General features: G+C 75.6%; 18 protein-coding genes. 9 read left to right on the forward strand and 9 right to left on the reverse strand.

All coding sequences use genetic code 11. The annotated features are described in order from the left end of the window. Positions 1-35 precede the first annotated feature (35 nt). Both ACQY0Z_RS34670 and ACQY0Z_RS34675 read left to right on the forward strand, forming a co-directional pair. Positions 36-1,703, forward strand: a complete 1,668-nt coding sequence (locus tag ACQY0Z_RS34670; protein WP_439813526.1) for an alkaline phosphatase D family protein — start codon at positions 36-38, stop codon at positions 1,701-1,703. A gap of 168 nt (positions 1,704-1,871) precedes the next feature. Further along, complete coding sequence (locus ACQY0Z_RS34675) at positions 1,872-3,242, forward strand: alpha-lytic protease prodomain-containing protein (protein ID WP_347226502.1); 1,371 nt, start codon at positions 1,872-1,874, stop codon at positions 3,240-3,242. Between the two features lie 64 nt (positions 3,243-3,306). On the opposite strand, the gene ACQY0Z_RS34680 is transcribed toward ACQY0Z_RS34675, so the two are convergent. From ACQY0Z_RS34680 to ACQY0Z_RS34705, 6 genes are all read right to left on the reverse strand, one after another. Next, positions 3,307-4,398: a serine hydrolase domain-containing protein gene (locus ACQY0Z_RS34680; RefSeq protein WP_439813527.1), complete on the reverse strand. Its 1,092-nt coding sequence runs from the start codon at positions 4,396-4,398 to the stop codon at positions 3,307-3,309. Continuing rightward, complete coding sequence (locus ACQY0Z_RS34685) at positions 4,395-5,315, reverse strand: DUF6895 family protein (protein ID WP_254587857.1); 921 nt, start codon at positions 5,313-5,315, stop codon at positions 4,395-4,397. Before ACQY0Z_RS34685 ends, ACQY0Z_RS34680 begins: the two co-directional genes overlap by 4 nt. Then, the gene (locus ACQY0Z_RS34690) at positions 5,312-6,277 is read right to left on the reverse strand and encodes a DUF6895 family protein (protein ID WP_439813557.1); all 966 of its coding nucleotides are present in this window, start codon (positions 6,275-6,277) and stop codon (positions 5,312-5,314) included. The genes ACQY0Z_RS34685 and ACQY0Z_RS34690 overlap by 4 nt, the downstream gene beginning before the upstream one ends. Positions 6,278-6,366: 89 nt before the next feature. Further along, positions 6,367-7,059, reverse strand: coding sequence for a hypothetical protein (locus tag ACQY0Z_RS34695; protein WP_439813528.1), 693 nt, complete (start codon positions 7,057-7,059; stop codon positions 6,367-6,369). A 22-nt stretch (positions 7,060-7,081) separates the two neighbouring features. Beyond that, positions 7,082-7,270 (reverse strand): hypothetical protein, encoded by a 189-nt coding sequence (locus ACQY0Z_RS34700; protein ID WP_189899791.1) that lies wholly within the window; start codon positions 7,268-7,270, stop codon positions 7,082-7,084. 138 nt (positions 7,271-7,408) lie between these two features. Then, complete coding sequence (locus tag ACQY0Z_RS34705; RefSeq protein WP_439813529.1) at positions 7,409-8,659, reverse strand: cytochrome P450; 1,251 nt, start codon at positions 8,657-8,659, stop codon at positions 7,409-7,411. A gap of 152 nt (positions 8,660-8,811) precedes the next feature. On the opposite strand from ACQY0Z_RS34705, the gene ACQY0Z_RS34710 reads away from it, so the two are divergent. The 7 genes from ACQY0Z_RS34710 to rfaE2 all read left to right on the forward strand — a co-directional run bounded on the left by ACQY0Z_RS34710 (position 8,812) and on the right by rfaE2 (position 17,333). Next, the gene (locus ACQY0Z_RS34710; RefSeq protein WP_381731338.1) at positions 8,812-9,306 is read left to right on the forward strand and encodes a hypothetical protein; all 495 of its coding nucleotides are present in this window, start codon (positions 8,812-8,814) and stop codon (positions 9,304-9,306) included. A gap of 759 nt (positions 9,307-10,065) precedes the next feature. Continuing rightward, positions 10,066-11,031 carry an NAD-dependent epimerase/dehydratase family protein gene (locus tag ACQY0Z_RS34715; RefSeq protein ID WP_189899788.1) on the forward strand — a complete coding sequence of 322 codons (966 nt, stop codon included), beginning with the start codon at positions 10,066-10,068 and terminating at the stop codon, positions 11,029-11,031. Positions 11,032-11,106: 75 nt separating this feature from the next. Then, positions 11,107-12,777 carry a carbamoyltransferase family protein gene (locus ACQY0Z_RS34720; protein WP_254587859.1) on the forward strand — a complete coding sequence of 557 codons (1,671 nt, stop codon included), beginning with the start codon at positions 11,107-11,109 and terminating at the stop codon, positions 12,775-12,777. After that, positions 12,774-13,835: a glycosyltransferase family 2 protein gene (locus ACQY0Z_RS34725; protein ID WP_439813530.1), complete on the forward strand. Its 1,062-nt coding sequence runs from the start codon at positions 12,774-12,776 to the stop codon at positions 13,833-13,835. The genes ACQY0Z_RS34720 and ACQY0Z_RS34725 overlap by 4 nt, the downstream gene beginning before the upstream one ends. A gap of 142 nt (positions 13,836-13,977) precedes the next feature. After that, positions 13,978-15,225, forward strand: coding sequence for a glycosyltransferase (locus ACQY0Z_RS34730; RefSeq protein WP_439813531.1), 1,248 nt, complete (start codon positions 13,978-13,980; stop codon positions 15,223-15,225). Positions 15,226-15,318: 93 nt separating this feature from the next. Continuing rightward, the gene (locus ACQY0Z_RS34735; protein ID WP_189899782.1) at positions 15,319-15,945 is read left to right on the forward strand and encodes a D-sedoheptulose-7-phosphate isomerase; all 627 of its coding nucleotides are present in this window, start codon (positions 15,319-15,321) and stop codon (positions 15,943-15,945) included. Continuing rightward, positions 15,942-17,333: a D-glycero-beta-D-manno-heptose 1-phosphate adenylyltransferase gene (rfaE2, locus tag ACQY0Z_RS34740; protein ID WP_254587862.1), complete on the forward strand. Its 1,392-nt coding sequence runs from the start codon at positions 15,942-15,944 to the stop codon at positions 17,331-17,333. Before ACQY0Z_RS34735 ends, rfaE2 begins: the two co-directional genes overlap by 4 nt. Before the next feature lie 399 nt (positions 17,334-17,732). Here the strand turns inward: rfaE2 and ACQY0Z_RS34745 are convergent, their stop codons facing one another. The 3 genes from ACQY0Z_RS34745 to ACQY0Z_RS34755 all read right to left on the reverse strand — a co-directional run bounded on the left by ACQY0Z_RS34745 (position 17,733) and on the right by ACQY0Z_RS34755 (position 20,327). After that, positions 17,733-18,971 carry an MFS transporter gene (locus tag ACQY0Z_RS34745; RefSeq protein WP_254587865.1) on the reverse strand — a complete coding sequence of 413 codons (1,239 nt, stop codon included), beginning with the start codon at positions 18,969-18,971 and terminating at the stop codon, positions 17,733-17,735. A 413-nt stretch (positions 18,972-19,384) separates the two neighbouring features. Next, positions 19,385-19,918 (reverse strand): DoxX family protein, encoded by a 534-nt coding sequence (locus ACQY0Z_RS34750; RefSeq protein WP_189899776.1) that lies wholly within the window; start codon positions 19,916-19,918, stop codon positions 19,385-19,387. Between the two features lie 85 nt (positions 19,919-20,003). Further along, the gene (locus ACQY0Z_RS34755; protein WP_189899774.1) at positions 20,004-20,327 is read right to left on the reverse strand and encodes a hypothetical protein; all 324 of its coding nucleotides are present in this window, start codon (positions 20,325-20,327) and stop codon (positions 20,004-20,006) included. Between the last annotated feature and the right edge of the window lie 52 nt (positions 20,328-20,379).

Genomic DNA, 20,379 nt, shown 5'->3' on the forward strand with positions numbered 1-20,379 from the left:
CGGCTGCCGTCCACCCCCGTACGAGAGGACACCGCATGGCGCTGCCGGGCCGCACCCGACGACCTGCCTCCGCGCTCGCCCCCACCCCGTACGACGCCGAACTGCGCGACGCCGCCCGCCGTGTGTCACGCCGTCGCTTCCTGAGCGTCACCGGCGCGGCCGCCGCCCTCGCCTTCTCCACCGGTCTTCCCGCGCGCGGCGCGTTCGCCGCGTCCCGGCTCGACGCGGCCCGGATCACCGAGGACCCGTTCACCCTCGGTGTCGCGTCCGGCGACCCGCTGCCGGACGCGGTGCTGATCTGGACCCGGCTCGCCCCGGCGCCGTTCACGCCGGACGGCGGTCTGGGGCAGCAGCAGGTGGAGGTGGCCTGGGAGGTCGCGCTCGACGAGTCCTTCACCCAGGTCGTGCGCAGCGGCACCGCTCTCGCCCACCCCGAGTACGCGCACAGCGTCCGCGCCGACGTACGGGGCCTCGACCCGGCGACGACGTACCACTACCGCTTCCGCACCGGCGCCTGGATCAGCCCCACCGGACGGACCCGCACCGCGCCCGCCGCGGGCGACGACGTGACGCGGCTGCGGCTGGCCGCGGTGGCCTGCCAGGCGTACCACGACGGCTACTACACGGTGCACCGGCATCTGGCGCGGGAGGACGTCGACGTGGTGTTCCACCTCGGCGACTACCTGTACGAGTACGCCGTCAACTCGGTCGGGGGCGCGCGGAACTACACGGACCGGGTGCTGCCGTCCGTGTTCAACCGGGAGACCATGACCCTCGCGGACTACCGGATGCGGTACGCGCTCTACAAGAGCGACCCGGATCTGCGGGCCGCGCACGCCGCGCACCCGTTCGTCGTCACCTGGGACGACCACGAGACGGAGAACAACTACGCGGCCGAGCACGACGAGAACGGCAGCGACCCCGCGCTGTTCCTGGCCCGGCGGGCCGCCGCCTACCGCGCCTACTGGGAGAACCAGCCGCTGCGCGCGGGGCAGCTCCCCGACGGGCCGGACGCCCGCCTGTACCGCAGGCTGCACTGGGGCACGCTCGCCCAGTTCGACGTCCTCGACACCCGCCAGTACCGCTCCGACCAGGCCTACGACGACGTCCCGCACGTGCCGGGGCCGGAGTCGGACGACCCGGCGCGCACCCTCACCGGGGACGCCCAGGAGCGCTGGCTGCTCGACGGATGGGCGTCCTCCGACGCGCTGTGGAACGTGATGCCCCAGCAGGTGTGCTTCTCCCAGCGCCGGCTGGACCTCAACGCGGAGGCCAAGCTGTCCATGGACGCCTGGGACGGCTACCGAGCCGGCCGCGGCCGGCTCGTCGCCGGGGCGAAGCAGGCCGGCGTCGACAACTGGCTGGTGCTCACCGGCGACGTCCACGTGGCGTACGCCTTCGACATCAAGGACGACTTCGACGACCCCGCCTCCGCGACCATCGGCACGGAACTGACCTGCACCTCCGTCACCAGCGGCCGCGACGGCACGCAGCGCCCGGCCAACTGGGACACGTACATGAAGGCCAACCCGCATCTGCGGTTCTACGACGGGCGGCGCGGCTGTCTGCGCGTGGAGCTGAACCGGGAGAGCGCCCGCGCCGACTTCCTCACCGTGCCCGCCGTGACCACACCGGGCGCGGCCGCGTCCACCGCGGCCTCCTTCGTCACGGAGGCGGGCGCGCCCGGCCTGACGCCGGTCTGACGTCACCCCTCCCCCGTCACCCGTCCGCTCCTTCCGCGTACTGCACACGGGGCCCGTCTCCCTATCGAACGTGCGAATTCCGGCGTGTCCTGACATTCCGTCCGGTGTGCCGGGCAAGGAAACGGTCTCGCGACAGCTACGCCGCCCCAACGAATGGAGACGTACCGAATGGTCCTCAGACATGCCCGGGCCGCGCGCCGCTCGGCGCTCGCCGCGCTCGGCGCCCTCGTCCTGGCCGGACTCCCGTACACCGCGGCGGCCGACGGCTCACCCGCCGCGGGTCCCGCGCCCGGGGCGGCCCAGACCCTAGGCGCCGACCGTCCCTCCCCGCACCTGCTCGGCGCCCTCCAGCGTGACCTGAAACTGAACGAGGAGCAGGCGTCGAAGCGCCTGGTCAACGAGGCCGAGGCGGGCACCCGCGCCGGCCTGCTGCGCAACTCCCTGGGCGAGCGGTACGCGGGCGCCTGGCTACGGGGCACGACCGCCGACGAGCTGACGGTGGCCACCACCGACGCCAAGGACGTGGCGGCCATCGAGGCCGAGGGCGCGACCGCACAGGTCGTCGAGCGGCCCCTGGCGGCGCTCCAGGCGGCGAAGGAGAAGCTGGACGCGGCGGCCGGACGCGTCTCCACGGCCGACACACCCGTCTGGTACGTCGACGTGGTGAAGAACCAGGTCGTGGTGCAGGCCGTCGACCAGGCCGCGGGCACCGCTTTCGTGGAGGCCGCGGGCGTGGCGGGCGAGGACGTCGGCATCCGCCTGGCGCCCGACCGGCCGCGGCTGCTGCAGGACATCACCGGCGGCGACGCGTACTACATCAACGACTCGGCCCGCTGCTCCGTCGGCTTCTCCGTCACCCAGGGCAGTCAGGGCGGCTTCGTGACGGCCGGCCACTGCGGCCGGGCGGGTGCGACCACCACCGGCTACGACCGCACGGCGCAGGGCACCTTCCAGGCGTCCGAGTTCCCCGGCCGGGACATGGCGTGGGTGGCCGCCCAGGACAACTGGACGCCGACGCCCGACGTGAAGGCGGCGGACGGCCAGGAGGTCCAGGTCACCGGCTCGGCGCAGGCGCTCGTCGGTGCGTCCGTGTGCCGCTCGGGCTCCACGACGGGCTGGCACTGCGGGGTGATCGAGCAGCACAACGCGAGCGTCCGCTACCCGGAGGGCACGGTCAACGGGCTGACCCGGACGACGGTGTGCGCGGAGCCGGGCGACTCCGGCGGCTCGTACGTCGCGGGCGCGCAGGCGCAGGGCGTCACCTCCGGCGGCTCCGGGAACTGCACCAGCGGCGGCACCACGTACTACCAGCCGGTCAACCCGATCCTCTCCCAGTACGGGCTGACCCTGACCACGGCGACCGCGCAGACCGCGCCCGCGGACCAGGAGGGCGGCGCCCAGGCGTGGACCGCCGGCCGGGTCTACGAGGCGGGCGCCACCGTCACCCGTGACGGCGTGACGTACCAGTGCCTGCAGACCCACCAGGCGCAGGGCGCGTGGGCCCCCGCGGGAACGCCGGCGCTCTGGCGGAAGGTCTGACGCATCCCTCGCACAACGGTGCCGGCGGCGGTCCTCGGACCGCCGCCGGCGCCGTTGCGTGGTGTCAGTGCTGTTCGGCGAGCAGCGCGTAGGCGGTGGAGACGAACGGGTCGCCGGCGCGGAAGCGGCGGGTGCAGACGGCGGCGAGCGCGGTGCCCGTGTCGGGCCGGAAGCCGAGGAACGCCTGCTGGCCGAGGGTGGCCCCGCTGTGGAAGTACAGCGGGCCACCGTCCGTGGGGTGCCGGAACCAGGCGACCGTGTGCACGTGCCGGTGCCCGAACCCGCGGCGCAGCACGGGGGTGCGGACGGCGCGGAGGGCGCCCGTGAGCGGCGGGCAGCGGTCGGGGTCGAGGTGGGCCTCGAGGAAGGTGAGCAGGTCGTGCGGGGTGGCGCGGACCGCGCCGGCCGACCGGAAACCGCCCGCGTCGAAGGCGGGCAGCGTGCCCGTGCCGTCCTTGCCGTGGCCGACGGCGTCGAGCCCGTCGGCGTCGGCGGGGTGCGAGGCGGTGTCCTGGAGGTCGAGGGGATCGAGCAGATGGTCGGCGAGCAGGTCGTGCCAGTCGGTGCCGGTGGCCGCGCGGAGGGCGTGGCCGAGGACGGCGACGCCGAAGTTGGAGTAGCGCCAGCGGGTGCCGGGGCGGGGGCGGGGGCGATGGCGCAGGAAGGCGTCGACGACGCGGGCGTCCGGGTAGCGGCCGTAGGGGTTGGTGCGCCAGGCGGGCAGGGCGCGGGGGTAGAAGTCGGCGGGGAGCGGGGGCAGTCCGGCCGTGTGGGTCACGAGGTGGGCGAGCGTGACGGGCGTGGGTCCTGGCGGGCGGCGGCCGCCGAGGAGGGCGGCGGCGGGTTCGCCCCCGGTGAGCCGGCCGCTGTCCACCAGGTGGGCGAGGAGCAGTCCGGTGTACGCCTTGGTGGCCGAGCCGATCTCGTAGCGCAGCCGGTCGCGGGGGCGGCCCGGCGAGGGGCCGGTCCCGCCGGTGACCACGGTGCGGCGGCCGTGGCGGGAGAGCGCGAAGACGGTGTCGGGGGCGTCGGCGGCGGTGACGGCCTCGGCCAGTCGCTCCGCCCAACCGCCTTGGTCGTCCACGGTGTTCGGGGAGGGCTCGTCCTCCGGGCCGGTCGGCGGGCCGGGCCAGGAGGTGCCGCACCCGGTCGTCATGAGGGGGCGCCCGCCAGTTCGGTCAGGGCGCGGGAGGTGGCGAGGACCGAGGCGAACGCGGCGACCAGGGTGGAGTGGTAGACGACGTCGAAGACGGTCTCCTCGTCGCCCTCGGGCATGTCCCGGATGGCCGGCATGGCGCCGTCGGGCTGCTGGGCGGCGGCGAAGGCGCGCCAGGCCGTCTCGTCGAGGGTGGGGCGGGGCAGGCAGGCGTCCACGACGAGGAGTTCGCCGAGCAGGTCCCAGCGGCGCAGGTCCAGCCAGTCGTCGATCCAGGCGGGCAGCCAGGTCGCCAGGTAGTCGGCGATGTCCGGGGGCAGCCCGTCGGGGTTCTCGCCCCAGTCGGTCAGATGGAACACGCAGTGGGTGACGTCGTAGGCGATGTGGCCCTCGACGGTCCAGGGTTCGGGGGTACGGGCCAGCCAGGTGGAGCGCAGGGCCTCGGCCTCCGGGGGGCGGGGGGTGAGGCCGAAGCGGCGCTGGAACGCGGACAGTCCGAGCCGCCGGGTGGGGGTGGTCTCGAGGGCGTACCAGCTGTCGAGGCGGGTGTTCAGCTCGGCGTGGCGCTCGATCTCCGGCCGGCTGTGGCCGAGTTCGCGGAACGGCAGGTACACCTCGAAGGGGATCGGGGAGGCCGGTTCGGTGCGCTGGCCGCGGACCAGCATGGCGCCGCCGTCCAGGGTCTCCCGCCAGACGTGGTCGAGGAGGCGGCGGGCCAGCTCGGCCTGCCGTGATCCCGCGACGCCCTCGCGGAACAGCACCTTGCAGACCAGGGCGAGTTCGCCGATCGGCTTGAAGCGCTCCAGGAAGCCCACCTCGGGGTCGACGTCGGTCTCGAGGCGGAAGCCGTCGCGGTGCGCCCACAGCCATTCCATGGCGCCGACGCCGACGGTGTGGACGAGACGGGTGTCGGTCATGACGGCGCTCCTTGTCCGCCGGGCCGTCGTCCCGCCGCGGCCGGCTCGGGCCGCCCGGCCGGGCGGGCCGCGTCCAGCACCGCCGCGAAGGCGGCCATGAGGGTGGAGTGGTAGTGGTGCAGGAAGTAGCGGTCGCCGTCCGAGCCGGGGCCCGCGGCGATCTCGTCCAGGTCCCGGTCGTCCAGCGGGAGTTCACCGGACGGGCCGCGCGCCGCGAGCAGCCGTCGCCAGTCGCCGGCGGGGGCGTCCTCGCCGGTTGTGCGGGCCACGGTCGCGGCCACGGCGAGGAGTTCGGCGCCGAGGTCCCACAACCCGGCCTCCAGGCAGGTGTCGAGCCAGGGCGGCAGCCAGTCGCCGAGGTAGGCGACGAGGTCCGGCGGCAGGGCGGACGCGTCGCGTCCCCAGTCGCCGAGGTGGAACACGACGTGGGTGAGGGCGTATCCGGCGTCGCGGCCGAAGGTCCACGGCTCGGGCAGTCCGCCGAGCCAGGTCTGCGGCAGCTCCGGCGGCGCCTGCGCGAAACGGTGGATGCCGCAGCGCTCCTCGGCGCGCAGCACGCCGAGCCGCCGCGTGGGGTCCTGTTCGGTGAGCCGCCAGCCGCGGGTGCGGGCGACGACGGCCGCCGCCTGCTCGAAGGCGGGGTGGCGCAGTCCGGCCGCGGCGAAGGCGGCGTACACCTCCAACGGGTAGGTGGCGAACGGCTCCAGGCGCTGGAGGCGCGGGAACAGCTCGCCCTCGCGCGTCTCCTGCCAGGCGAAGTCCAGCAGTTCGCGGGCGCGGGCGTGCAGCGGGTCGGCGGGCTCGGTGAGCCGGGTGACGGTCGCGCAGACCTGGGCGAGTTCGCCGAGGGGTTTCCAGCTGCGGTCGACCTCGCCGTCGGCGGCCAGCGCGTCCTCGCCCAGGGCGAAGTCGGCGCGCCGGGAGTCCACCCAGGCGAGGGCGTCCCCGGCGGCGGTGCGCAGGGCGTCGGCGGTGCGGTGGGCGCCGTCGGTGCGGTGGGCGTCGGCGGTGCGGTGGGCGTCGGCGGTGCGGTGGGCGTCGGCGGGCGCGGTCACATTCCTGCTCCGGTCCTCATCCGGCGGGCCGCCTGCACCTGGAGGGCGACGAGCGGGTCCTGTCCGCCCATCAACTCCACGAAGTCCAGGCCTGATTCCAGGCCGACGGTGTCCGGCACGCCGGGCAGCAGCGTCAGCCAGCGGCCCGCTCCGGCGGCCTGCCGCCAGTCCCTGCGGCGCACCGCGCGGACGAAGCCGCGGGCGACGTCGACGGGCCGGCCGGCCGCGAGGCGGCTCACGGCGCAGTCCTCCCCCGGCAGCGCGAGGGGCGCCAGGACGGCGAGTTGGTGGGTGAGGACCTGCCAGGTCGCGCCGTCCAGCCACGCGGTGTCCGGCTCGTCCGGGGGTTCCGCGGAGGAGGGGTCGGCGCGGCGCAGCGTGCGGGCCATCGCCCAGTGGCTCCAGCGCACGGTGGGCGCGGCGTCCGCGCGGGGCGGGTACGCCTCGACCGCCTTGCGGAAGACGGCCAGTTCCGCCGGGTCGGGCGCGGTGCGCGACAGAAGGCCCGGCAGCAGCGCGTCCGCTCCCAGGACGCGTACGGCGGCGAGTGCCAGGTCCCCGGCTTCCCCGTCGGTCCCCACCGGGGGGACGACGTGGGCGTGGCCCCCGCCCCGAAGGGCGGAGACCACACCGGAAGCCAGGTCCTGCACCGCGGCCTGCAAGCGGGTCGAGGTGCGTGACTGCTCCATTCGACTACTCCCGTCGATCCGTTCAGCCCTTCTTCGGGCGCGGGGTCGGCGGCGACAGCAGCAGCGAGGTGGAACCGGAGTTCAGCGCCAGGGCGGCGCACTGCCGGCTGTCGCGGTAGACACCGTCGGCCTCGGCGGGGTCGAGTGCCGCCTCGATGTCGGCGGCCTCGATTCCGGTGACTTCCTCGAGGACCTTCTCGTCGGTACGCATAACACCATCTCCCTGAGGCGTAGCGAAGTACCTTCCACTGTCAGAATCACCCGAATCGGACAAATCAGTCCACTTTGATCCGACTTACTTTCGTCACTTCTTCAACATGCGTCAGAGGCACGGGCGCAGGGCGAGGAACTACGGGACGGTCGAACGCCCAACGCCCGTAAGGACGACACCGCTGTGCGGGAGGGTGGGGACGCGGTGCAGGGAGATGGCCAGGTTCTGGTCCGGAACCGCGTACTCCATTCGGGCCAGTTGTGCGGCCAGCGTCTCCAACACGCCGACGGTGAGGCCCTCTCCGGGGCAGCGGTGACCGGTCGCCGGGTCGCCGCCGCCCTGCGGGATCAGCTCGTCGCGTCCGACGGACCGTTCGAGGAAGCGGCGCGGCCGGAAGGCGTAGGGGTCGCCCCACAGCGTCTCGTCGTGGTTCTGGCCGTACACGTCGAGCACCACCAGGCCGCCTTCGGGGACCCACGCGCCCCGCCAGAACAGGTCGCGGGCGGCGAGTCCGCCGAGGAACGGCACGAACGGGTAGAAGCGGCGCACCTCGTGGGCGAAGGCCGTCTGGAACGCCACGTCGCCCTTCGCCAGCGGGGCCCGGTTCTCCGGCCAACGGTGCAGGGCGTGCGCGGCGAAGGCGACGAACCAGGCGAGGGCGGTGGTCGGGCGCAGCACGTTGAGCAGTTCGACGGCGGCCGTCTTCTCGTCCAGCGGCTCGCCGCCCGCGTCGGTGTGCGCGCACACCCGCTCCAGCACCGAGCCGGCGGGCGCGGTGACCGTTCCGGTGCGCACGTCGCGGACCAGGCGGGCCAGTCGCTCCTCCTGGCGGCCGCGGGCGCGGCGGGCCCGCAGATGGCGCGGTCCGGCGGAGGCGAAGCCGTCCACCATCGCCGTCATGTCCCGTGCGGCCGCCCCCGCCTCGGCGTCGTCCAGCGGCACGCCCGCCCAGCGGTGGACGCCCCGTGTGAGCACGGTGGCCGCCTCGTCGAACAGCACGATCGAGCCGCGGCGGCCCCACTCCGGTACGGCCTCGTCCCAGGCGTCCGAGACGCGCTCGGCGAGTCCCGCCACGGCGGTGGGGTCCAGCAGCGGCAGGAACAGCTCCTTGCGGGCGCGGTGGGCGGCGCCGTCCAGGGTGTGCACCGCGCCGTGGCCGAAGAGGGTGCCGAGAATCGGCTCGGGGATGGCGCGGTGCCGGTGCACGTTCCGTTCGTCGTAGAAGAAGCGGACCGCCTCCGGTCCGCGCAGGGCGAGGGCGGGGCGGCCCATGATCCGGGTGCGGACCACGGAGCCGGACGCGTCGCGCATCCGGTTGGGCAGCCAGGCGTAGCCCTCGGCGAGGAGCGGCAGGGTGCGGTCGACGAGAGGGCGGCTGAGTACGTCCATGCCGGGCGGGTGCCCTCGGTGTCTCCCCGGACACTCGGCGGAACGGGCGTGGCGCAGACCACGCGCGGATCGAGACGCGGGTCACGCCGGGGGCGGCGGGGCGGCGTCTACGGTGCTGGCGTCCTCCTCCCCCGAATGCGGACGGAGATCCCGTGCCAGGCCACCTCCCCACCGTGACAGCGGCCACCGCTCAGTGGCTGACCCGCTCCTTCCCCGCGTCCGGCGGCCCCCTGTCCGCCGCGCTCTGCGAGATCCAGGCCCGCCAGGCGGTCGCCGTCGCGGCCCGGCTCCGCCACCCCACGGCCATGGACGCGGAACTGGTCGGACTGGCCGGCCCCGGAGGTTCGGCCCGGCTCGACGAGATCACCGGGGCGGAGGGTCTCGGCTCGGAGCCGTGGCGCACCTGGGTCGACGAGGTCGTGGCGAGCTGGGCGGCCTGCCTGCTGTCGGACGCGGCCCTGGCCGCCCGAGCGGTGAAGGCGCTGGGCCCCGGCCACGGCGAATACCGCCGCCTCGTCTCCCCCGACCCGACGGACACGAAGGCCGCGGCCCTCCTCCGCCACCCGGACCTGACGACCCCGGTGGCCGACCTCCACCGCGAGTCGCTGCTGGCGCGGCTGGGACACGAGTCCAGGCCGGCGGCCTGAGCGCGGCTCGGACGATCCCCGCATCGCCCGAGCCCGGGCTCGGTGACCCCCGCGAGACCGAGGGCCTCCGACGCCTGCGCGCGTGGCGGACCACCACCAGGCCGACGCGGTACGGCGCCCTCGAACCCACCGCCCCGCAGGCGCGCGGCGCCTCCCGGCCCGTCAGGCTGCCGCCGGCCGAACGTCGTCCGGCCGTTCCGCCGAGTGGCGGAAGGTCTCCGTCGCACGCGCTAGGCGGACCACCGCAGGGCGGACGCGGCAGAGGGCCCGCGAGCCGGCCGCCCGACACACGCACGGCGCCTACCCGGGCCCATTCCAACTTCCGCCCGGGCCGCACATGTCCCGGACGCACCACCGCCTCGGCCCCCGCGAACCCGCCGCACAACCGCCGCCGCGGTGACGCGGCAGAGCGCCCGCGAACCCACCGCACCAGCTCCGCCCGGCCCCCACCGGACCGTCACACTGCCGAAGAGCCGGGCGTCTTCCGGCACGCCCCACCCGAACACCGCCCGTGCCACGCACGTCCCGGACGCACCACCGCCTCGACCCCCGCGAACCCGCCGCACAACCGCCGCCGGGCCGGCGTGGCGGGCCCCGCCTACCGGACGCGCGTCCGCCGCGGCTCCCGCGAGCCCTGGGCGGCTCCGCCGCCGGGGCGGACCGGCGCATCGCAGGTGCCGGCGCGTTCACGCTCCGTGATTCACCCGACCGCACCAAGCGACCGTGCCGTCCGCCGCCGTGCGGGTGAGGGTGTGGGGCATGAGTAGCCCCATATCCCGGAAGTGGGAGCACGCCGTCGTGACCGGCGGCGCCGGATTCGTCGGCTCCCATCTGTGCAAGGCCCTGCTCGACGCGGGCGCGGCCGTGACCTGCGTGGACGATCTCAGCACCGGGCGGCCCGAGAACGTCGCCCCGCTGCTCGACCGGCCGGGGTTCACCCTCGTCCAGGCGAACGTGGCGGAGGAGCTGCCGGTGCGGCGGCGGCCCGACCTGGTGCTGCACTTCGCCTCCCCCGCCTCCCCCGCGGACTATCTGCGGCTGCCGCTGCACACCATGGACACCGGCAGCGCCGGCACCCGCAACGCCCTGACCCTCGCGCACGACTCCGAGGCGCGGTTCGTACTGGCGTCCACGTCCGAGGTGTACGGCGACCCGCAGCAGAACCCGCAGGACGAGCGGTACTGGGGCAACGTCAACCCGGTCGGCCCGCGCAGCGTGTACGACGAGGCCAAGCGGTTCGGCGAGGCCCTGACCACCGCGCACGCGGAGACGTACGGCACGGACACCTGCATCGTGCGGCTGTTCAACACGTACGGCCCCGGCATGCGCGGCCACGACGGCCGGGCCGTGCCCACCTTCGTGCGACAGGCGCTGGCCGGTGAGCCGCTCACCGTGACCGGCGACGGCCGCCAGACCCGTTCGCTGTGCTACGTCGACGACACCGTCGCCGGCATCCTCGCGGCGGCCGCCCACGGTCTGCGCGGCCCCGTCAACATCGGCAACCCCTCCGAGATCAGCATGCTCGCGCTGGCCCGCCTGGTGGTGGCCCTCGCCGGCTCCTCCTCCGAGGTGCGCTACATCGAGCGCCCGGTGGACGACCCGGCCGTGCGCTGCCCCGACATCACCCTGGCCCGCGACAAGCTCGGCTGGGAGCCGCGGGTGGGCGCCGAGGAGGGCCTGCGCCGCACGATCGACTGGTTCCGCGCCGAAGCGGCCCGCGGCTGAGCGGCCCGCCCCCGCCGGCCTGAAGGACCGGGCGGCCGATCCGGCCGCCGCCCCCACGCGAAAGGTCCGTCCGCCATGCGCATCCTCGGCATCAACGCCCTGTTCCACGACCCCGCGGCCGCCCTGGTGATCGACGGCCGTACCGTCGCCGCCGCGGAGGAGGAGCGGTTCTCCCGGCGCAAGCACGGCAAACGGCCGCTGCCCTTCTCCGCCTGGGAGCTGCCCGAGCAGGCCGCCGCCTGGTGCCTGAAACGGGCCGGGCTGCGTCCCGAGGACCTCGACGCGGTCGCCTACTCCTTCGACCCCGCGCTGGCCCGCCCCGCCGACGCGATGGGCCTCGACGACCCCTGGGACCATCTGCGCCTCACCTACGCGCGGGAGGCCCCGAACTTCCTGAGGACCGCGCTGCCCGGTCTCGACCCGGAGACCGTGCGGTTCGTCCCGCACCACATGGCGCACGCCGCGTCCGGCGCGTACGCCGCCCCCGACGCCGACAGCTGCTCCGTGCTGGTGCTGGACGGCCGCGGCGAACGCGCCTCCCACCTGGCCGCGCGCCGCACCGGCGACCGCCTCGAGCCGCTGCGCGCCCAGGACCTCCCCCACTCGCTGGGCCTGGTCTACGAGGAGCTCACCGAGCACCTCGGCTTCCTGCGCTCCTCCGACGAGTTCAAGGTGATGGCGCTCGCCTCCCACGGCACCCCGCGCATGCTGCCCGAGCTGCGCCGGTACGTGTATCCGACCGGAGACGGCGGCTTCCACGCGGCCGGGGTGCCCTGGGCGGAGCTGTGCGCGCCGCGCGGCCCGGACGAGCCGTGGACGCAGGACCACGCCGACGTCGCCGCGAGCGCGCAGGCCGTGCTGGAGGAGACGCTGCTGGACCTGGTGCGCTGGCTGCACGGCCGTACCCACGACACGGTGCTCACCCTCGCCGGGGGCGTGGCGCTGAACTGCGTCGCCAACTCCCGTATCGCGCGGGAGGGTCCGTTCTCCCGGGTGTGGGTGCAGCCCGCGGCCGGCGACGCGGGGACCGCGCTCGGCGGCGCGCTGCTGGTGTCCGCCGGGGCCGGGGACGCGCCCGAGCCGATGACCGGCGCCGACCTGGGCCGGGACTGGTCCGACGCGGAGCTGGGCGCGTGGCTGAAGACGGCCGCCGTGCCCTGCGAGAAGCCCGAGGACATCGCCGTCACCGTGGCCCGGACGCTCGCCGACAACGGCATCGTGGCCTGGTTCCAGGGACGCAGCGAGTACGGCCCCCGGGCGCTCGGCCACCGTTCGCTGCTCGCCCACCCCGGGCACGCGGGGAACCTGGAGCGGCTCAACGACGTGAAGGGCCGCGAGCAGTTCCGCCCGGTCGCGCCGATGGTGCTGGCCGACCGGGCGGCGGAGATCTTCGACGGGCCGCTGCCCAGCCCGTACATGCTGTTCGTGCACGACGTGGCGCCCGCCTGGCGGGACCGCGTGCCCGCCGTCGTGCACGTCGACGGCACCGCCCGCATCCAGACGGTCGACCCGGAGCGTCAGCCGCTGCTGGCGCGGATGCTGCGTGAGTTCGAGCGGCTGACCGGGCTGCCCGTCGTCGTCAACACCAGCCTCAACACGGCCGGCCGCCCCATGGTGGACGACCCGCGCGACGCCCTGGAGTGCTTCGGCTCCTCCCCGGTGGACCTGCTGGCCATCGGCCCGTACGCGGTGCGGCGCGGCGCGCTGTTCCGCACCGGTGACGGCGGCGAGGAGGTGGCGCGATGACCGGGCCCGCCGCTCCCGCCGGGGAGTACGCCGTGGTGGTGCCGACCCTGGGCCGCCCCTCGCTCGCCGCGTGCCTGCGGGCGCTGGCCGAGTCGGAGGGGCCGCGCCCCGCGCGGGTCGTGCTGGTGGACGACCGCCGGGACCCGGCCGTGCCGCTCACCGCGTCCGTTCCCCCTTCCCTGCGGTCCCGGACCGTCGTGGTGCGCGGCGGGGCGCACGGTCCGGCCGCCGCCCGCAACGCCGGATGGCGCGCCGCCGGGGACGCGCCGTGGATCGTGTTCCTCGACGACGACGTGGTGCCGGGGCCCACCTGGGCCGACGACCTCGCACTCGACCTCGCCGGGGCGAGCGTCGCGACCGCCGGGATCACCGCGCGCGTCGAGGTGCCGCTGCCCGCCGGCCGGGCGCCCACCGACTGGGAGCGCAACGTCGCGGGACTGGCCGAGGCGCGCTGGATCACCGCCGACATGGCGTACCGGCGCAAGGCGCTGGAGGCCGTCGGCGGCTTCGACGAACGGTTCCGCCGGGCCTTCCGGGAGGACGCGGACCTGGCGCTGCGTGTGCTCGACGCCGGCTGGACGCTGGCGGAGGGGCGCCGCACGACCACGCACCCGGTGCGTCCCGCCGACCGGTGGGTCTCCGTGCGGCTCCAGGCGGGCAACGCGGACGACGTGCTGATGACCCGGCTGCACGGGCGGGACTGGTGGCGGCGGGCCGGCGCGCCCCGGGGCCGTCTCCCGCTGCACCTGGCGGTGACGTCGGCCGGGCTCGCGGCGGCGGTGTGCGCGCTCACCGGACGCCCGCGAGCCGCGGCGGTCTGCGCCTGCGGGTGGCTCGCGGGGACCGCCGAGTTCGCCCTGGCCCGGATCCTCCCGGGTCCGCGTACCCGGGACGAGATCGTCACCATGGCCCTCACCAGCGCGCTCGTCCCGCCGGCCGCCGCCTGGTACTGGCTGCGCGGACAGGTGCGGCACCGCGCCACGCCCGCCCACCGCCACCGGGCCGAGCCCCCGTCGCCGACCGCGGCGGCGCCGGCCGGCGAACGGATGCCGACATGAACCGGCGGACCTGCCCGCCCCCGGCCCGCGACGGGCCTCGGCGGGCGCCCCGCGCACGCTCCCGGCCGCAGCCGCGGCCGGTACCCGATCCCCGGACGGCGGTGTCCGCACCCCGGCCGCGACCGATCACGGAGGTGAGCCCATGACCGCGGACCTCGCCCCTGTCCCCCCGGGCGTGCTGTCGATCGCGCTCGTCTCGGAGCACGCGAGTCCCCTCGCCGCGCTCGGCGGGGTGGACTCCGGAGGCCAGAACGTCCACGTCGCCGCCCTGGCCGCGGCGCTCGCCGGCCGCGGACACCGCGTCACGGTGCACACCCGCCGCGACGCGCCCGATCTGCCGGACCGGGTGCGGATCGGCGAGCGCGTGGAGGTCCACCACGTCACCGCCGGCCCCCCCGAACCGGTGCCCAAGGACCGGCTGCTGCCGTACATGGACGCCTTCGCGCGCGTGCTCGTCCGGGAGTGGCGGGCCCGCACCCCGGACGTGGCGCACTCCCATTACTGGATGTCCGGGCTGGCCTCGCTGGGCGCGGCCCGCCAGGTGGGCCTGCCGCTGCTGCACACCTACCACGCGCTGGGCACGGTGAAGCGCCGCCACCAGGGCGCCGCCGACACCAGCCCGCCGGAGCGGATCGGCTGCGAGATCGAGGTGGGGCTCGGCTGCGACCGGGTCGTCGCCACCTGCCGCGACGAGGTCGCCGAACTGGTCCGGATGGGCGTGCCCGCGGACCGGATCGGCGTCGTGCCGTGCGGCGTGGACACCGGACGCTTCACACCGGCGGGCCCGCGGTGGGCGCGCGGCCCGTACCGCCACCGGCTGGTGCAGCTGGGGCGCCTGGTGCCCCGCAAGGGGGCCGCCGTGTCGGTGGCCGCGCTGGCCCTGCTGCCCGGCACCGAGCTCCTGGTGGCCGGCGGTCCCCCGTCCGAGCGGCTCGACGACGACCCGGAGGTGCGGCGGCTGCGCGCCCTCGCGCGGGACGCGGGGGTCGCCGACCGGGTGCGGTTCCTGGGCGGGGTGGACGCCGAGCGCGTTCCGGCGCTGCTGCGCTCCGCCGACGTGGTGCTCTGCCCCGCCGACTACGAACCCTTCGGCATCGTCCCGCTGGAGGCCATGGCCTGCGGCCGGCCCGTGGTGGCCAGCGCGGTCGGCGGCCAGCTCGACACCGTCGCCGACCCCGCCACCGGACGGCTCGTGCCGCCCGGCGACCCCGAGGCGCTGGCCGCCGCCGTGGCGAGCCTGCTCGCCGACCCGGCCGGCCGCGAGGCCTGCGGGGTCGCCGGCCGCCGCCGGGTGCTCGCCCGCTACGGATGGGCGCGGATCGCCGCCGCCACGGAGACGGCGTACTGCGAGGTCCTCGACACCGAGCCGGCCGTGACCAGGACCGGCTGACCCTCAGGCCCGCACACGGGCCGCAGACGTCCGACGTTGGAAGGAGGTGCGGGCGCCGTCGCCGTCCCCGGAGGGCGGCGCGCCCGGCCCACCATGACCGAACACCCCGCGCTCGACGCCGCCCGTCTGCACTGCCGGTCCCTCCAGGACGCCCTCGACGGGCTCGGCCGGCACGGCCTGCCCCGGATCGCCGACTGGGGCGGCCGGCTCGCCGCCGTCCTCACCGGCGGCGGCCGGCTCCTGGCCGCCGGCAACGGCGGCAGCGCAGCCCAGGCCCAGCACCTCACCGCCGAACTCGTCGGCCGCTACCGCAGCGAGCGGCCCGCCTACTCGGCGCTCGCCCTGCACGCGGAGACCTCCAGCGTCACCGCCATCGGCAACGACTACGGCTTCGACCACGTCTACGCCCGTCAGGTCGCCGCACACGGACGCCCCGGCGACGTGCTGATGCTGCTGTCCACCTCGGGACGCAGCGCCAACCTCATCGCCGCCTCGGTCGCGGCCCGGCGGGCCGGGCTCGAGGTCTGGGCGCTGACCGGACCCGGCCCCAACCCGCTGATGGAGGCCGCCGACGAGAGCCTGTGCGTGGCGGCGGCCTCCACCGCGACCGTCCAGGAGGTCCATCTGGTCGCCGTGCACCTGCTCTGCGAATGCTTCGACGCCGCCGTGGCCGCGCCGCCGGCGCGGACCGTGGCGGCCGTTCCCGGGAGGCTGACATGACCGGTCCCGAACCGCTGGTGGTGGTGGGCGACGTCCTGCTCGACGAGGACATCGAGGGGGTCGCCACCCGGCTGGCCCCCGACGCGCCCGCCCCGGTCGTCGACGTCACCGGTGACCACAGGCACCCGGGCGGCGCCGGTCTCGCCGCCGCGCTCGCCGCGCGCGGCGGCCGGGACGTGGTCCTGGTGACCGCGCTCGGCGACGACCCCGCGAGCGAGGCCGTACGGCAGCAGCTCGGCGGGCGGGTACGGCTGCTGGAGCTGCCGCTGCACGGCACCCTGCCGGTGAAGACGCGCGTCCTCGCCGGCGGGCGGCCGCTGGTGCGCATCGACCGGGGCGGCGGCACGCCCGGCGAACCGGACGAGGCGGTACGGGAGGCGCTGGCCGGCGCGCACGCCGTCCTCGTCGCCGACTACGGCCGCCACACCGCCGGCGCGGTCCGCCCCCATCTGGAGGAGGCCGCCCGGCGCACCCCCCTCGTGTGGGACCCGCACCCGCGCGGCGAGACGCCGGTGCCGGGGGCGCGGCTGGTCACGCCCAACGCCGGCGAGGCGATCACGCTGTGCGCGGGCACGCCCGGCGTGTCGGGCGACTCGCTGGGCGCCTTCGCCGAACGCGGCACGGAACTCGCCGAACGCTGGCGGGCGGCGGGCGTCGCCGTGACGCTCGGCGAGCGGGGCGTCCTGCTGACCCGGCCGGGCGACGGCACGCCGATGCTGATCCCTGCGCCGTTCCACGCGGACGGCGACACCTGCGGCGCGGGCGACTGCTTCGCCGCGACGACGGTCGCCGGTCTCGCGGACGGGCTGCTGCCGGAGGAGGCCCTGCAGCGGGCGGTCGCCGAGGCCGCCGCGTTCGTCGCGGCGGGCGGCGCGGGCAACCCGGACCTGTGGCACACCCCGGTCGCCCCGGTCCCCGCCCAGGACCCGGCCGCCGACGCGTTCGAACTGGCGCGGGTGGTGCGGGCACGGGGCGGCACCGTGGTGGCCACGGGCGGCTGCTTCGACCTGGTCCACGCCGGTCACGTGGGGCTCCTGGAGAGCGCCCGGCGGATCGGCGACTGCCTGATCGTCTGCCTGAACTCCGACGCGTCCGTCACCCGCCGCAAGGGCCCGGGCCGCCCCCTGACCCCGGCCACGGACCGGGCGAGGGTGCTGGCCGCGCTGGGGAGTGTGGACGCGGTGGTGGTGTTCGAGGAGGACACACCGGAGAGGGTGCTGGAACGGTTGCGGCCGGATGTGTGGGTGAAGGGTGGGGATTACTCCGTGCAGGAGCTGCCCGAGGCGGAGGTTGTGCGTACGTGGGGTGGGCAGGCGGTGGTACTGCCGTACCTGGACGGTCATTCGACGACGTCGCTGGCGCGGCGGGCTGCGGGGGCGGTGGAGTAGTCCCTGGGTGGCGGCTCGGGTACGTGCGCCGTCTTTACGGGCGCGGGTGGGAGGCGCCCTATGGGGGCGCGGGTGGCGGGTGGTTCGCCCTCCAGACGCGGAGTGGCACGGGTGGTGCGCACTCCGGACGCGGGGTGGTGATGCCCCATAGGGGCGCGGGGAACTGCGCGAACGGGGGTTCGGGGGCGGAGCCCCCGAAGCGGCGACACCAGTCCGCGTGTTCTAGAGGCTCCGTCTCTTGGACTGCGGTTTGCGCAGTTCCCCGCGCCCCTGAGGGGTGTTTCAGAGGCTCCGTCTCCCGCGCTGACGTTTGCGCAGTTCCCCGCGCCCCTGGGGGGTGTTTCCCAACCGTGTCCCTGTACGGGACGGGGTTACGCCGTGTCCCTGTACGGGACGGGGTTACGCCGCCGTTTGCAGGGCCGGCTGCGGGGCCGTCTCCTTCGTGGGGAAGGCGACCGGCGTCACCGTCCGGCGACGGTGCAGGACGTGGCCCGAGGCGATGGATGCCGCGATGATCACGCCGCCTGTGATCAGGGCGCCACGGGGCCCCGCCAGCTCCATCAGGAGCCCGAGGGCCGGCGGACCGCCCAGACTCCAGACCGTGCCGATCGACCCCCACACCCCCAGCACACGCCCCCGCAGATGCGCGGGCGGATCGGTCTGCAGGACCGCCGTGCCCGCCGTGTCGGAGACGGACTCGACCACGGCCATGGGCAGGACGAGGACCAGCAGCACCGCCAGCGAGGGCGAAAACCCTGCCACGATCTGCAGCAGCGCCCCGCCGGCGGCCAGCGCGCCGACCAGCCGTACGGAGGGCCGCCGCAGCCGCGCGCCCAGCACCGCGCCGATGATCCCGCCGGCCGCGAGGACGGTCGACACCGTGCCGAAGGCGCCCGCGCCGCCCGCGAGCGGGCCGGTGACGAGGACGGCGAGAGTGAGGCCGTAATTACGGCCGAAGACCGCGCTGATCCCGGTCACCCCCGCGAGTGCGAGCAGCCGCGGCCGGCGGGCGAAGAAGGCCAGCCCCTCCCGCACACTCATGTCGGACTCGGAGCGCCGGGCCGCCCGCCCGGTGACCTGCCGTACCGCGCCCGCCGCCGGGCGGAGGAACGGGATGACCGCCGTCACGAAGAGGAAGGAGAAGCCGTTGGCGAAGTAGGCCGCCGCCGTGCCGAGGAAGCCGACGGTGACGCCGGCGAGGGCCGCGCCCGCGAGCCGCCCCGCGTTGAAGACGAGCGCGCCCACGCCGATGGCGGAGGGCACGTCCTCGGCGGGGACGAGGTCGTTGCCGAGCAGGGCGCAGGCCGGGTTGTCGACGGTGGCGACCATGCCGGTGACGGCGGCCAGCACCATCAGGGTGGTCATGTCGAGCCGGTCCATCGCCACCAGGGTGGCCGTGGTGAAGGCGATGACGGCGAGCAGGGCCTGGCTGACGGCGGCGGTCAGCTTGCGCGGCCAGCGGTCGACGGCCGCGCCGCCGAGCACGCTCATCAGCAGGGCCGGGGCCGCCTGGACGGACATGGACAGGCCGGTGGCCGCGGCGGACCCGGTGATCTGCAGGACCAGCAGGTTCTGCACGGTCAGCTGCATCCACGTACCGGCGTTGGACACGAAGTTCGCGACGGACCACCAGCGCATGCTGCGGTGCCGGAGGGAACGCCAGGGCGACCGGGACCCGGCCTGGGCGGAGGGGAGTGTGGAAGACACGGTGCGCTACTCGGGGAGGAGCCCCGGGGGGGCTCGGCTGAGTGGGCGCGGGAAGGAGGACGCCGGCTGCGCTGCGCGGCGTTTCCCGTCGCCGGATCGGGCGCGCACCATCGTGGCAGAAGGGACCCCCGAGTCCTTTCCACCGCACAGGCGCCGTGGACGGACACAGGGGTCAAAGGCCCGTACCCGCACGGCACTTGGCCGCGCGAGTGCGGTTGCTCACAGGGGGTTTGCGGGACGGAACCGAGGGAAAGGCCCCCGGCCCCGCTCCCGGTCAGCGGTCAGCGGTCAGCGGTCAGCGGTCAGCGGTCAGCGGTCAGTAGTCACTGGTCAGTAGTCACTGGTCAGTGGGACAGCTTGGCGCGGGCGCGCCCCGCCGCCGCGGCGGGCCCCGCGCCGGCCTTGAAGGCGCGCCGGGCGATGTGGGCCTCGCGGCGCAGGTCGTGGGCGGCGTGCCGGCTCCGCCACAGCACCGAGGGCCGGGCCCCGGTGTCGTCCGCCGCGATCAGCAGCCCGCCGAGCAGGCCGAGGTTCTTCAGGAAGTGGATCCGGTGCTGGGCCTTGTCGCCGGAGTCCTCCTCCTCCCAGAAGCGGTGCGCGGCGAGCGTGGTGGGCACGAGGGTGGCGGCGATCGCGAGGGCGGCCGGGCGGGACATCCGTCCGGTGGCCAGCAGCAGTCCCGCGGCGACCTGGACGGCGCCGTTCAGCCGCACGGAGTCCTCGGTGCGGTCCGGCAGTGCGCGGACGCGGTCGGAGACCGGCTTCACCACGGGCTCGGCCAGCCCCGCGACACGTTGGGGGTTGCGGAGGGTGTCCAGTCCGCCCGCGATGAAGATCGACGCCAGCATCGGCCGGCCGAGGACGCGCAACAGGCTCATGTCCTTCTCCTGGAGTGTGGAGGGTGCGGTGCGCCGGGTTCCCCGCGGTGCGGGGAGCATGCGGCGGGGGCGGGCGGCGGGGCCGTCACCAGAAACGGGTGGTGAGGGCGGGCTGGCGGACCGCCTCGACGGCGTCACGCAGGCACAGGGCGACGCCGATGGTGGCGCGCAGCACGGAGGGCCGTACGCTCTGGGCGGTCTCGGTGGCCAGGACCAGCAGGCAGCCCGCCGCCTGTTCGACCACCGAGACGGGGAGGGTGCAGTCGCCCTCGGCGGCCGCGCGGAACGCCTTCAGCGGGACGCCCGCCCCGTCGACCGTCCGCCGGGCGGCCTGTTCCAGGTACTGGACGGCCTGTTCGCAGAGGGTGGCGGGCAGGGTGAGGGTGCGCTGGAACGATGAACTGGTCATGTTCAGAGTGGTCCCACGGTGTGACGCGCCCGCATCGGACGGAGCGGGTTTT

It is taken from the genome of Streptomyces sp. P9-2 (genome assembly GCF_051903975.1).
In the GTDB taxonomy this organism is placed as follows: Bacteria; Actinomycetota; Actinomycetes; order Streptomycetales; family Streptomycetaceae; genus Streptomyces; species Streptomyces cellulosae.